The organism is Nocardia rhizosphaerihabitans, assembly GCF_014646295.1.
GTDB lineage: Bacteria > Actinomycetota > Actinomycetes > Mycobacteriales > Mycobacteriaceae > Nocardia > Nocardia rhizosphaerihabitans.
In genome coordinates, this window is sequence record NZ_BMNE01000003.1 from 619,022 (window position 1) to 631,925 (window position 12,904).

Annotated in this window: 13 protein-coding genes; 8 read left to right on the top strand and 5 right to left on the bottom strand. The window is 69.8% G+C overall.

The window, feature by feature from the left end; all coding sequences use genetic code 11:
• Positions 1-113: 113 nt before the first annotated feature.
• Positions 114-1,187, bottom strand: a complete 1,074-nt coding sequence (locus IEY60_RS15725; protein ID WP_229739866.1) for a TerC family protein — start codon at positions 1,185-1,187, stop codon at positions 114-116.
• 237 nt (positions 1,188-1,424) lie between these two features.
• Between IEY60_RS15725 and IEY60_RS15730 the strand changes: the two genes are divergently transcribed.
• Together IEY60_RS15730 and IEY60_RS15735 are read left to right on the top strand one after the other, a co-directional pair.
• Complete coding sequence (locus IEY60_RS15730) at positions 1,425-2,033, top strand: CBS domain-containing protein (protein WP_189028679.1); 609 nt, start codon at positions 1,425-1,427, stop codon at positions 2,031-2,033.
• The gene (locus tag IEY60_RS15735; protein WP_189028681.1) at positions 2,030-2,611 is read left to right on the top strand and encodes a hypothetical protein; all 582 of its coding nucleotides are present in this window, start codon (positions 2,030-2,032) and stop codon (positions 2,609-2,611) included. The genes IEY60_RS15730 and IEY60_RS15735 overlap by 4 nt, the downstream gene beginning before the upstream one ends.
• Before the next feature lie 42 nt (positions 2,612-2,653).
• Here IEY60_RS15735 and IEY60_RS15740 read toward each other — a convergent pair whose 3' ends face one another.
• The 3 genes from IEY60_RS15740 to IEY60_RS15750 all read right to left on the bottom strand — a co-directional run bounded on the left by IEY60_RS15740 (position 2,654) and on the right by IEY60_RS15750 (position 5,056).
• Entirely contained in the window at positions 2,654-3,586 is a 933-nt protein-coding gene (locus tag IEY60_RS15740) for a tyrosine-type recombinase/integrase (protein ID WP_229739867.1), read from the bottom strand.
• A 196-nt stretch (positions 3,587-3,782) separates the two neighbouring features.
• Complete coding sequence (locus tag IEY60_RS15745) at positions 3,783-4,085, bottom strand: DUF6506 family protein (protein ID WP_189028683.1); 303 nt, start codon at positions 4,083-4,085, stop codon at positions 3,783-3,785.
• A gap of 32 nt (positions 4,086-4,117) precedes the next feature.
• Positions 4,118-5,056 (bottom strand): LysR family transcriptional regulator, encoded by a 939-nt coding sequence (locus tag IEY60_RS15750; protein WP_189028685.1) that lies wholly within the window; start codon positions 5,054-5,056, stop codon positions 4,118-4,120.
• Between the two features lie 59 nt (positions 5,057-5,115).
• On the opposite strand from IEY60_RS15750, the gene IEY60_RS15755 reads away from it, so the two are divergent.
• From IEY60_RS15755 to IEY60_RS15780, 6 genes are all read left to right on the top strand, one after another.
• Complete coding sequence (locus IEY60_RS15755) at positions 5,116-5,271, top strand: hypothetical protein (protein WP_189029519.1); 156 nt, start codon at positions 5,116-5,118, stop codon at positions 5,269-5,271.
• 58 nt (positions 5,272-5,329) lie between these two features.
• Positions 5,330-5,935, top strand: a complete 606-nt coding sequence (locus tag IEY60_RS15760; protein ID WP_189028687.1) for an HdeD family acid-resistance protein — start codon at positions 5,330-5,332, stop codon at positions 5,933-5,935.
• Positions 5,936-6,156: 221 nt separating this feature from the next.
• Positions 6,157-7,587: a three-helix bundle dimerization domain-containing protein gene (locus IEY60_RS15765; protein WP_229739868.1), complete on the top strand. Its 1,431-nt coding sequence runs from the start codon at positions 6,157-6,159 to the stop codon at positions 7,585-7,587.
• Between the two features lie 277 nt (positions 7,588-7,864).
• Complete coding sequence (locus IEY60_RS15770) at positions 7,865-9,496, top strand: TlrC/CarA/OleB/SrmB family ABC-F type ribosomal protection protein (protein WP_189028689.1); 1,632 nt, start codon at positions 7,865-7,867, stop codon at positions 9,494-9,496.
• Positions 9,497-9,587: 91 nt separating this feature from the next.
• On the top strand, positions 9,588-10,961 hold the full coding sequence (locus IEY60_RS15775) for an MFS transporter (protein WP_189028691.1): 1,374 nt from the start codon (positions 9,588-9,590) through the stop codon (positions 10,959-10,961).
• 107 nt (positions 10,962-11,068) lie between these two features.
• On the top strand, positions 11,069-11,896 hold the full coding sequence (locus IEY60_RS15780; RefSeq protein ID WP_189028693.1) for an alpha/beta fold hydrolase: 828 nt from the start codon (positions 11,069-11,071) through the stop codon (positions 11,894-11,896).
• Positions 11,897-11,935: 39 nt separating this feature from the next.
• Here IEY60_RS15780 and IEY60_RS15785 read toward each other — a convergent pair whose 3' ends face one another.
• The gene (locus tag IEY60_RS15785) at positions 11,936-12,901 is read right to left on the bottom strand and encodes a helix-turn-helix transcriptional regulator (protein ID WP_189028695.1); all 966 of its coding nucleotides are present in this window, start codon (positions 12,899-12,901) and stop codon (positions 11,936-11,938) included.
• Between the last annotated feature and the right edge of the window lie 3 nt (positions 12,902-12,904).

The window sequence follows — 12,904 nt, forward strand, 5'->3', positions numbered from 1 at the left end:
AGACCATTGTCATTTCCGGTATCCACCTTCTGGTGTTGAGGTTGGGGGGTTGTGCACGCCGTCAGCTGCGCGGCGCGGAGGCCGGGCGCAGCTGACAGTCGGTGCGGGCTGGTTCAGGGTTTCCGGTCACCGCCGTCGGGGCCGGTCGGGGTGAGCAGGGTGGGGTCGATCAGCGTCTTGCCGTGGGCAGGGGCGCCGACCTCCTCGGTGTCGCCGGCCATCTTCTCGCCGGTCGGCGCAGCCTCGCCCCGGTGGCCCGGGTCGGCCGGGTCGGTGGGGCTGGTGCGGGTGCGGGTCCAGCTGGCGGTGACCGCGACGGCGAGGATGGCGATGACCACCGCGAGGGAGAGGGTGGTGGGGATCTTGTAGATCTCGAGCAGCAGCATCTTGACTCCGACCCAGACCAGCACGACGGCCAGGCCGAGTTTGAGGTAGATGAAGCGGTGCATCAGGTCGGCGAGCATGAAATACATCGCCCGCAGGCCCAGGATGGCGAAGGCGTTGGAGGTGAAGACCAGGAAGGGTTCGCTGGTGACGGCGAAGATGGCGGGGATGGAGTCCACGGCGAAGACGATGTCGGTGGTCTCGACCAGTACCAGCACCGCCAGCAGCGGGGTGGCCAGCCAGCGTCCGCCTTCCTTGACCCAGAAGTGTTGGCCGCGGTAGCCGTCGGTCATCGGGACCATACGCCGGAAACCGCGTAGCACCAGGGATTTGTCGGGGTCGATGGTTTCGTCGCTGTGGCGGGCCATCTTGATGCCGGTGACGACGAGGAACGCGCCGAAGACATACAGGATCCAGGCGAAGCTGGCGATGAGGATGGAGCCGGCGGCGATGAACACCCCACGGAAGACCAGCGCGCCGAGCACGCCATAGAACAGCACCCGGTGCTGGTATTCCCGCGGCACGGCGAAGTAGCTGAAGATGACGGCGAAGACGAACACGTTGTCCACGGCCAGGGACTTCTCGATCACGTAGCCGGCGAAGTACTGGGCGGCGAACTCACCACCCCACCACCACCAGATACCGGTGCCGAACGCGACGGCGAGTGCGACCCACACCCCTGACCAGATCGCGGCTTCGCGCACGCTCACGACATGGGCTTTGCGGTGGGCGAACAGGTCCACCGCCAGCATGACCAGGATGACCGCCAGCACGGCTGGCCACATCCACAACGGAACCGACATGAGCGACAACCTTCCGGGTTTTCCAAGACAGTTTCGGGACCGGCCGCAGGCCCTGGTGCCGCCTCCGGCGAAGCAGCCCGCCCCGCTTCCCCATCCATGATTCATGAATATAGTTTCGTGTGTCAAGCTTCGTGAGAATGTTGAACAGATTCATGATTGACGAAATATTTTTCGCTAGTTATGGTTCTTGTGTCGGTGGTTTCGCCGGCGATCGTCATCGCAAGGAGGTCGAGGTAGATGCGTGTCCACGAGGTGATGTGCCGTCCGGTGGTGACGGTCTATGCCGATATTCCGGTGCGGGTGGCGGCGGTGACGCTGGCCCAACGCGGGTTCGCCGCGCTGCCGGTGCTGCACCGCGACCAGCGCCTGGCCGGAGTACTCGCCAGCGGCGACATCCTGCGCGCCGGGCAACCCGACACCGGGGTCACGGCAGGGCAGGTGATGAGCACCCCCGCCCTGGCGGCGACCGCCGACCAGGACCTGGCCGAGGTGATCGCGATGCTGCTGGCCCACGGGGTCCGCTCGCTGCCGGTGCTCGACGACCAGGGCCGGGTCCAGGGCATGTTCAGCCGCGGCGACGCGCTGCGGATCATGCTGCGCCCCGACGAAACGATCGCCGCCGGCGCCCAATCCGTCCTCGACGACTACACCGGTCCCCGCCGCTGGCGCGCCACCGCCCGCGAGGGCACCGTCACCGTTACCGGGGACTTCGCCGACGCATCCGAACGCCGCATCGCCACCGCCCTGGCCCGCACCGTGCCCGGGGTCCGCGACGTCACCCTCACCACCGCCGACCTGGCCGCCACCCTCGACGGCGCGACCGCCACCGCCGGGAGACCACGATGACCACCACCGCCGACCGCACCCGCCGCACCCGCCGTACCGGCCCGGCCCGGGCGCCCGCGACGTCACCCGAGGGCCCGCAGCCGGGTGGACAGACAGTTGTGCTCGTAGTCGATGCCACCGACCCTGCCCCGGCGCGGACCCTGCCCGCCGCGGCCGCGCGGCTGGGCACCGGCGACCGGCTGGTCGTGGTGGTGCTGCATCCACCGGCCCGGTTCACCCTCAACGCCCGCCTGGTGGCCTGGCAGCACACCCAACGTGGCCGGGTCGCCGCCGCCGCGCTGGCACCGCTGCTGACCCGCATCGACCGCCACGGCCTACTCGAACGCGGCGTGCGGGTCCACACCCTCAGCTGCTCCTACCGGCGAGGCTGGCGCCCACGCCCCCACCGCATCGCCGCCGCGCTGTTGCGGCTGTGCCGTGACCACCACGCCGACCAGCTCGTGCTGGCCCACGGCCGCGAGGCCGGGCTGCTCACCGGCGACACCCACCACCAACTCACCCGACTGGCCCCCACTGACCTGCGCATCCACCTCACCACCACACCGGCCCCAGCATGCACAGACCGGTCCCGCCCGTAAACACCTGCGCCAGGCGCAGACCGGCCGCGACGGCGTGGGCCTCTATCGCCGGCGACGGGCGGCCGGATCGCTGTCGGCCTGATAGCGGCGCAATCCCTCATCGGAGACCCGCGCGTACTTGGCCAGGCTGCGGACCGAGGTGTGCCCCGACAGCTTCATCAGCACCGGTGTCGACGCGCCGTCCTCCGCGGCGTGCGTCAGCCGGGAATGCCGCAGTTGGTGCAGGGTGTAGGGGCCGCCGGCGAAACCGCTGGTGTGGTCCTCGAACAGCTCCGCCGCGCGCCGGTAGGACAACCTGGCCCTCCCCGTCGACGGGTCGACATCGTTGCCCGCCACCGACGGCCGAGCCCGCCGGTCGGTCAAAAACAGCGGGCCGGTCCTGCGCCCGGCCAACATCCTCGGCAACAACCGGGCGGTACCGGTCTGCCACGCGATGACCTCCCGCGCCCCGCCCTTGCGGGTCACCACCGCACACCGGTTCGCTGTATCCAGATCACCCACATCCAGCATCAGCACCTCCTCGGCGCGGGCGGCCGATTCGTAGAGCAGATGCCACAACACCCGCTCCCGCAGCGGCGCGTCCGACCCCAGGATCTGCGCGACCCGATCCCGGCTCAACGCCTTGCTGGTGTCCGGCGGTGCGGGCCGGGCCCGCAACCGCACCAGCGGATCACCAACCAGCCAGTCCTGCTCACGCCAATACGCGAACGCCGAGCCCAACGCGGTCAACCGGATGTTGAACGTCTTGGCCGACTTGCCACCCCACACGTAGGTGAACCAGCCCCCCACCCGGTCCGGTTCCGAATCCAGCAGCGCCACATCGGTATCGGCACCGAAGTCGGCCACCAGGTGATCGAGCGCCGCCGCGTAGGTCGCGCGGGTATTCGGGACAGTGATAGTCGCCAGATAGATCCGCACCGCATCGGCCAGCCGCACACCACTGACCGGCCGCGGCAGCACCCGAACCCTGCCCATCCCGACCTCCCCGGCCCCTACCGCAGATAGTTTCCCGAGTCGCAGACACCCGGAACACCCATAGCGCCAGGACGACTCAGCAGTTACCGCACATAGTAAGCCACTATCTGCGGGTAACTGCTTAGCGTGACTTTTCTCGTGGATGTTCCCGGACCCCTGCAAGTCACCGCTTCCAGCCGGGACAAATGCTGACCGGTCAGTGGTCGGCGAACAACGCGTGCACCTGGTCGACGGCTTCGGTGCCGTAGGCCACGCCGCCCACCGGAACCGCTCCCTGGACCGCCTCGATCACCCGGGCGGTCCAGACGGGGCCGAAACCACCGCACAGTTCGATCAACTGCGCGCCGCCGTCGACCAGTCGCCGCGCCACGTCGACCACCTGGCTCGGATCGTTCACTCCGACGAATACCGAGCGGCAGCCGCGAGTTTCGACGACCGTTTCCCGAGCCGGATCACTGCCGGACGCGGTGTAGATGAATCCCCATGCGGTGAGCGCCATCTCGGTACCTCTCGAAGTGCGGTTCGGCCGCGCTAGGGCGCGACCCGATCGCTCTCCAGCTCAGCCGATCGCCGGGCGTCCTGTCCACGAGGCGGCACCGGATGAGCCTGTGGCGGAACCGCACACGCCAGGTCAGCCGCTATCTCGCGGTAGCGGGCAGCGGCGGAATCCGCGGTGTTCCAGACGAGGGCGTAGCGGATGCGGGCTGCCTCGGCGGCAAACGGAATCCACGACAACCCGTCGCCGGGGCGGACATCCCAGGCCGGGCGGAGAGCGAGGACATCGCCTCCGAAACCGAGTTCGGCGGTGAACAACGCTCGGCGCGGCGAACTCTCGCGAATCGCCGCGGGCTGCCAGCCCGCGCGCGTCCAGGATTCGCGGACGGCGTCGTGGTAGCCCGGCGCCGCCGAACGCGCGAACCACAGCAGTGCGCTGCCCTCGAGGTCGGTCCATCGCAGTGCCTGCTGCTGTGCCAGCCGATGCCCGTCCGCTACCACTACACCGAGCTCGACATCGGCGACGATCGCATGCTCCAGTCCAGCCAGGTCGGCGGGCAGCAGGAGCACCCCGGCGTCGAGGGTTCCCGCCCGCAGCGCCGAAAGCTGTTCCGCGGTCTGCATATCGGTGATCTCGGCGACCGGATCACCCGCAGCCTGCCAGATCGCCGCCGCGAACTGGGGCGGCGCTCCGGGCGTCACAGCGACACGAGGAGCATGGCTCTCCCGCACCGCACGCTGTGCCCGGCGCGTAGCGTCCACCGCTGCCTGCGCGTGCGGCACCAGTCGCAGACCGGCTGGTGTCACCGACATTCCCGCCGCGGTGCGCACGAACAGTGCGGCACCGAGCTCGCGTTCCAGCGCGATGATCTGCTGGCTCAGCGAGGTTGGCCGGATCCCGACCAGGTCGGCGGCCCTGGTGAGATTGCGCTCCTCGGCCACCGCGAGGAAATACCGCAACTGTCGCAACTCCACCCGACGACGCTAACGCACTTCAGCGGTCGGGCTTGTGCTTGATCGTGGTGGAACACGACATGACCGTCGTCGCTCAGGCCGACCATGTCGTCGACATGGGACCGGGCGGCGGCGCGCAGGGCGGTCGCATCGTGGCGCAAGGGACACCGGAACAGGTCGCGACCGACACGATCAGCCGGACCGCGCCCTATCTGCGGGACCGCGTGAAGACCTGACGAGCGGCACGCCGGGCAAATATAGGGCTATCCGATGGTGCGGGCCTATCGTGGGGCAATGCCCGTGTACGACGGGGAGGGGAAACCGGCGCGTGACCGAACCCGGCAGGCGATGCTGATCGCCGGCGGGTGCTCGGTCGTTCTCGGCGTCGTGACGCTGCTGTGGCCCGGCCGCAGCCAATCCACGCTGGCCGACCTGTTCGGCACCTCGCTGCTGCTCAGTGCCGCCGTGCAGGCGTACCTGGCGCTGCGGGCGCGGATCGCGTTGCTGCTGCGGGGACTGGTTCTGGTGAGCGCGGCGCTCACCGTCATCCTGGCGATGCTGGCCTTCGAGGGCGGCAACATCGAACTGCTCGCGCTGTGGATCGGGATCGGCTGGTCGGTCCGTGGCATCGTGCAGGCACTGGTCGCGGCCTGGGACGCCGACGTCACCGACGGCTGGCTGCACGAGATCTGCGGACTCGGCACGGCGGCGATCGGGATCACGATGATCGCCATGAAGTTCCAGACCGTCACCGGGCTGGCGACGGTCGCCGGGAGCGCGCTGCTCGTGATCGGCGTGCTGGAACTGCTCGCCGGTGGGATGCTGAACACGGCACTGCGCGCCGCACGGCAGGCGCCGACCGAAACCGCGGTCGTCCACCGACCTGCCGCCACCGAATAAGTAGTGAATCCCACACTGGCAGTGCGGGATTCGATGTTTACGCGAACGCCCGGACAACGTGACGTTGCGGGCAGCGGAGCGGGTGCTGAACTCTCCGTGCCAGGCCGTTCACAGCTGGGGCAACTGTGCTGCGCGCCGGTAGCGTGGCCCGCGGCGTGCGCACGGGAGGGCCCGGTCGGCGCGCCGCGTCCGCAGCCCGATGTGAGCCCAGGAGAAATGTGGTGTCGCGCGTAACCCCCGGCGAAGCCGCCGATACCGTCCAGCGTGAAGAGCTGGCCATGCGGCGCATGACCGAGAGTCTGGTCGAAGACCTGTCCGAGAACGTCCCCGCCGACCAGGTGACCTCGGCGGTGGGCGCCGCGCATCATCGATTCGCGGGCAAGCCGATCCGGGAATTCGTGCCCATCCTGGTCGAGCGGATCGTGCGCACCGAACTCGCCGATCCCGATCCGACCGTCCGGGTGCCCGCACCCGCGACCACCGTCCGCGCCACCACCCCCGACCCGGCACCGGCCACTGCGCCCGAAGCCGACGGGGAGCGCAGGAGCCTGGTGAGCAGACGCGGCGTGCTGCCGCTGTCGATCGGTGCGGTCACCGTCGTCGCCGCGGTCGCGGCCGGGGTGATCCTGCTGCCGGGCGGTGCCGACGCCCCCGCCGCCGAGACGCCCGTCGCGGCGGCGACCACCGTGCGCGGTGTCGTCGGCTCGGAGAAGATGGCGTTCTTCCAGGACGAGCGCGTGGTGAAGGTGCTCGCCGACAACGGGGTGAAGGTGGAGGTCGAACCGGCCGGGTCGCGCCAGATCGCGACAACGGTCGACCTCGGTCAGTTCGATTTCGCGTTCCCGTCGAGCAGCCCCGCCGCCGAACGGATCCAGCGGCAGCGCAACATCACCGCCAAGTACACGCCGTTCTCCTCGCCGATCGCGATCGCCACCTACCGGCCCATCGCGGACCTGCTGACCGCGGCCGGGGTGATCAAGCCGGGCCCGGTCGCGACCTTCGACATGAACCGGTACCTGGAACTCGCGGGCACCGGCGTGCAGTGGGACGACCTGCCCGACAACGCCACCTACCCGGTCGCGAAGAACATTCTGGTCTCGACCACCGACCCGCGCAGCTCCAACTCCGCCGCCATGTACCTGTCGATCGCGAGCTACGTCGCCAACGACCACACCATCGTGCGCGGCGCCACCGCCGAACAGCATGTGCTGCCCGTCCTGTCGAAACTGTTCCTCGCCCAGGGCTACACCGACAACAGCAGCGAAGGCCCGTTCACCCAGTACCTCACCAACGGGATGGGCCCGACACCGCTGGTGTGCATCTATGAAGCCCAGTTCGTCGAGGCCGCGGGCGAGGGCCGGATCAAGCCGGACATGGTGCTGACCTACCCGACCCCGACGGTGCTGTCGAGCCACACCCTGGTCCCGCTGACCGGCACCGGTGACACGATCGGCAAGCTGCTCACCGAGAACCCCGAGCTGCGGCGCCTGGCCGCCGAGCACGGCTTCCGGACCGGCGACAACGCGCAGTTCACGGCGGTCGCCGCCGAACGGAATGTGCCGGTCCCGGCCGACCTGATCGACGTGGTCGACGCGCCCGCCTACGACACACTCGAGCACCTGCTCGACGGAGTCGCCAACTCCTACAACTGACCGACGACAGCACCCGGTGCCGCGCAGCTCCACAGCTGCGCGGCACTCGTGTTTCCAACCACGAAAAAGGGGGTGGCGAACCGGGCGGACTGTCGTTATGGTCGTAAACCTCATGGGTATCGGTTTCCTGTTCTTGTGATCGCGCCGAACGCGTCGAGCTGAGCTCCGCGTTCCACCACCGCACGCCACCTCGCTCGGTCAGCGTGCGTTTCCCTCGATCCAGCCCCGGCACGGGGCCTTTCGTGCGGCCTCGCGCGGGCCGAGAACAGGAGCTGCCATGACCAGCACCGCCCAACTCACCCTCCACGACGTCACCAAGCGCTACGACGCCACCACCGTCCTCGACACCGTGTCGCTGTCGATCGCACCCGGCGAAACGGTCGGCGTGATCGGCGAGAACGGTTCAGGCAAGTCCACCCTGCTCCGGCTACTCGCCGGAGCCGAACAGCCCGACAACGGCAGCGTGATCGTCTCGGCGCCCGGCGGCATCGGCTACCTCCCGCAGGCACTCGAACTGCCCGGCACCGCGACCGTCGCCGCGGCCATCGACCACGCGCTGGCCGACCTCCGGACACTCGAGGCACAGCTGCGCAGCACCGAACGGCAACTGGCACAAGGTGATCCGGCGATGCTCGACGACTACGCGGTACTGCTCGCCCGATTCGAAGCACGCGACGGCTACCTCGCCGACACCCGCGTCGACATCGCCCTGGCCGCGCTCGGCCTGCCCGGGCTCGACCGGAACCGCCCGCTCTCGACGCTGTCCGGCGGGGAGAAGGCCCGGCTCGCGCTGGCGGCGACGCTGGCCTCGTCGCCGGAGTTGCTGTTGCTCGACGAACCGACCAACGACCTCGACGACGCCGCGGTCGCCTGGCTCGAACAACAGCTGCGCGCACATCGGGGCACGGTGGTCGCGGTGACCCACGACCGGGTGTTCCTGGAACGGATCACCAGCACCATCGTCGAGGTCGATGCCGGGCAGGTCGCCCGCTTCGGCGACGGATACCCCGGCTACCTGGCGGCGAAGGCGGCCCAACGGCGCAGGGCCGCACAGGAATACGCGGACTGGCGGGCCGAACTGGCACGCAGCAGGCGACTGGCCGAATCGAATGTGATCCGGCTCGAAGCGATACCGCGGAAGCTGCCGCTGGCCGTGTTCGCCGCCGGTCCGTTCCGGGCGCGGGGACGTGGGCACGGTGCGATGTCGCGCATCCGCAACGCCAAAGAGCGGGTCGCGCGGCTCCATGCCGATCCGGTGGCGGCGCCGATCGATCCGCTGCAATTCCGCGGGGCGGTGCCGACGACGATCGAGGACGGGTCGGCGGGCCCGGTCGCCGAGCTGACCGGCGTCCGCGTCGGCGATCGCCTCACACTGCCCGAACTGCGCGTCGAACCCGGCGCGCGGTTGCTCGTGACCGGGCCGAACGGCGCGGGCAAGACCACCCTGTTGCGTGTACTCGCCGGTGACTTGCGGCCGGACGCCGGAACTGCGCGGATCACCGGCCGGGTGGGCTGGCTGCGGCAAGAACCTCCCCGCTACCCGGCGTCGGCGACCGTGCTCACCGCGTTCGCCACCGGCAGACCCGGCCACCCCGACGACCACGCGGACACCCTGCTCGACCTCGGCCTGTTCCATCCCGCCGAACTCGCGCTGCGGGTCGGTGAGCTGTCCTACGGGCAGCGCAGGCGCATCGAGATCGCCCGCCTGGTCACCGAACCCGCCGACCTGCTGCTGCTCGACGAACCGACCAACCACCTCGCCCCGGCACTGGTCGAGGAACTCGAGCAGGCGCTCGACGAGTTCCAGGGCGCCCTGGTGATCGTCACCCACGACCGGCAGTTGCGCCGCCGGTTCACCGGGGACCGGATGACACTGCGGGCCGGGGAGGTTGCCGAGGTGGCCGCCTAGGCGCGGGCCGAATTTGCTGTTCCGGCAATGATTCTGGTCAACCCGCACGGTCGGTGGCGATACTCGGGCCCTCATCCGAGGAGGATCACCCATGCTGGACAACCCCACCCGCACGCGTGCCGCGGCCGGCGCCGTCCATCCCTGGACGGTGCTGGCCGTGTGCTCGCTGAGCCTGTTCGTCGTCGGGCTCGACGCGACCATCGTCACCGTCGCCCTGCCCGCGATCGCCGATGGCGTGCATATCGGTACCCAGGGACTGGAGTGGATCGTCGACGCCTACACCCTGGCGCTGGCGAGCTTCCTCATCACCTCCGGCGCGCTCGCCGACCGATTCGGCAGGCGCCGCGTATTCCGGCTCGGGCTGATCGTTTTCGGTGTCGCGTCGGCGGCGTGCGCGGTCGCGCCGACGCTCGAGGTGCTGATCGCGGCCAGGATCGCCCAGGGCATCGGTGGCTCGATGCTGAGTCCGGTGGCGCTGGCGATCGTGGTGGCCACGATCACCGATCCGCGGCAGCGGGCCAGGGCGATCGGGGTGTGGGCGGCGGTGTTCGGGCTGAGCATGGCGGTCGGGCCGACGCTCGGTGGCGCACTGGTGGACGGGTTCGGCTGGCGGTCGGTGTTCTGGATCGCGGTGCCGGTCGTGGTCGTCGCCCTCGTCCTGACGATGCTGGTGGTGCCGGAATCCCGGGGACAACGCCCGCGGCGGATCGACAGTGCGGGGCAGGTGCTGCTGGTCGTGGTCGTCGGCGGGGTGATCGCGGTGCTCATCGAAGGCCCGCGGATCGGCTGGACGTCGACCGCGGCGATCCTCGGCCACCTCGGCATCGGTGCGGCGGCAGGCGGATTCGTGTGGGTCGAGCGCCGGGTGGCCGAACCGTTGATGGATCTGCGGTTGTTCCGGCGACCGCCGTTCACCGCGGCGGTGGCCGGCGCGGTCGTCGTGTTCGTCGCGTTGACGACGACATTGCTGCTGAGCACCTGGCATCTGCAGCACGAGCGGGGAATGAGCGCGGTCGCGGCGGGCGCGATCACGCTGCCTTTGGCAGTGGCCGCGACAGTGTGCGCGCCGCTGTCGGGAGTGCTCGTCGCCCGCGTCGGCGCCCGGGCGCCGCTGCTGCTGGCGGGCGGATTCCTTACCGCCGGTGGGCTGTTGCTCGCCACGGCAGGGACGGGCACCGCGGTATTGCTGGTGGCACTCGGACTCGTCGGCATCGGGTTCGGTTTCGCCAACGCGCCGATCACCAACACCGCGGTGAGCGGGCTGCCCGCCGACCGGGCTGGGGTGGCCGGGGGCATCACCTCCACCGCACGGCAGGTGGGCGCGGCGGTCGGTATCGCGGTCGCGGGCGGGCTGATCGCCGCGGCAGATCCGATCGGCGGGGCGCGGGTCGGGTGGTCTCTGGTGGCGGCGTGCGGGCTGCTGGTGCTCATCCTCGCCCGGCTTGCTCCCGCGAAATCGTCCTGACCAGCGGAATCGGTTGTCGCGAAAAAGATTTCGCGGCGAGCGATGAGTTCCCGGATCGGCCACCGTCTCAATGAGTGCTACCTGTAGCCGAGATCCGGGAGAGTCGCATGACCGCCAGCTCCGCCGTCACCACCGGCACCCTCGTGGTGCCCGATGCCCGCCTGTACTACGAGGTACGCGGGACGGGACCGCTGTTCGTGCTCGTCGGCGCGCCGATGAACGCCGCCGCGTTCGCACCGCTGGCCGCACAGCTCGCCCCGACAAACACCGTGCTGACCACCGATCCGCGTGGGCATTTCGGCAGCCCCCTCGACGATCCGCACCAGGATTCGACGGTGCCGGCCCGTGCCGACGACCTCGCCCGGCTGATCACCCACCTCGACGCCGGTCCGGCGGTGGTGTTCGGTTCCAGCGGCGGCGCCGTCAGCGCGCTCGCGCTCGCCCAGACCAACCCCGACCTGGTCACCACCGTCGTCGCCCACGAACCGCCGCTGCGCGAGCTGCTGCCCGACGCGGCGGACCAGCGCGCCGTCACCGAGGACATCATCGCCACCTACGACACCGGCGACGTGCTCGGCGCGTGGCGGAAGTTCTTCGCCCAGACCGGTTTCGCGATCCCGGACGCGCAAGTGCAGCGGATGTTCGGCGGTGACCGCGATCCACGGCAGGTCGCCAGCGAACGCCACTGGTTCGACCATGAATTGCGCGCCACCACCGGCTGGGTGCCCGACCCGCCGTTGCTGCGTTCGGTGCCCACCCGCGTGATCGTCGGCATCGGGGACGCATCGACCGGACAGTTCTGTGACCGCACATCGCGAGAGCTGGCCGCGGCGTTGGGTATCGAGCCGGTGCTGTTTCCCGGTGATCACACCGGATTCGTCGGTGACCCGATCGCGTTCGCCGCCCGCTTGCAGGAAGTGCTGGACGAGCCGTGAGAGGTGCTGGGGCAGCGCGTCATCGGCGGGCAGTCGGTGCTAGTCGGCACCCGGTGCATCGACGGCGGCGCGGCAGCGGTCACTCAATCTGCGCAGTGCCGTGACGAGTTCGGGAGGGCCGGTGACGGTGAAGTCGGTGTCCAGCGCGGTGATCATCCAGGCGAGCGAGGCAGGGGAGTCCGCGCCCAGGTGCAGCAGAGAGGTCTTGTCGTCGACGGGTTCGAGAACACCGGTGCCGGGCCACAGACGTTCGGCGATCTCGGTGGCAGGCCGGTGCAGGGTGACAACCGTGCGCCACGGCCATGACGCGCTCGAGAGTCTGCGCGACAGATACGTGGCCGCGTCGCCGTCGGGCAGTGGGCGCGGGGTGAAACGCGGGCCGGTCGGGATCCGCGGGTACAGCCGGTCGACCCGGAACGATCGCCAGTCCTTCCTGCCGACGTCCCAGGCGACCAGATACCAGTGCCTGCTGAAGTTGACCAGCGAGTCGGGTTCGGTGTCGCGCACGGAGGTGCGGCCGGTGTGATCGGTGTAGTCGAACCGCAGGCGTTCCTGCCGCCGACACGCGTCCGCGATCGCCAACAGGGTTTCCGATGTCACGCGCGGTGCCTCGGCGGCGACGCGCACCATCGACTGCTGCAGGGTGCTCAGCCGGTGCCGCAGCCGCGACGGCAGTACCTGTTCCAGCTTGGCCAGCGCCCGCAGCGAGGCGTCCTCGATGCCGGTGACGGTGCCACCCGAGGTCGTGCGCAGACCGACCGCGACGGCCACCGCCTCCTCGTCGTCGAGCAGCAACGGCGGCATCGACGTACCGGCACCCAGCCGATAGCCCGCCGTCCCCTGCAAGGCCTGCACCGGATAACCGAGTCCACGCAGCCGCTCGATATCGCGGCGCACCGTGCGCGCGGTGACGTCGAGCTTGGCGGCGAGCTCGGCGCCGGACCACGCGCGGTGGGTTTGCAACAGCGACAGCAGACGAAGCAACCGGGCCGACGTTTCGGACATGCC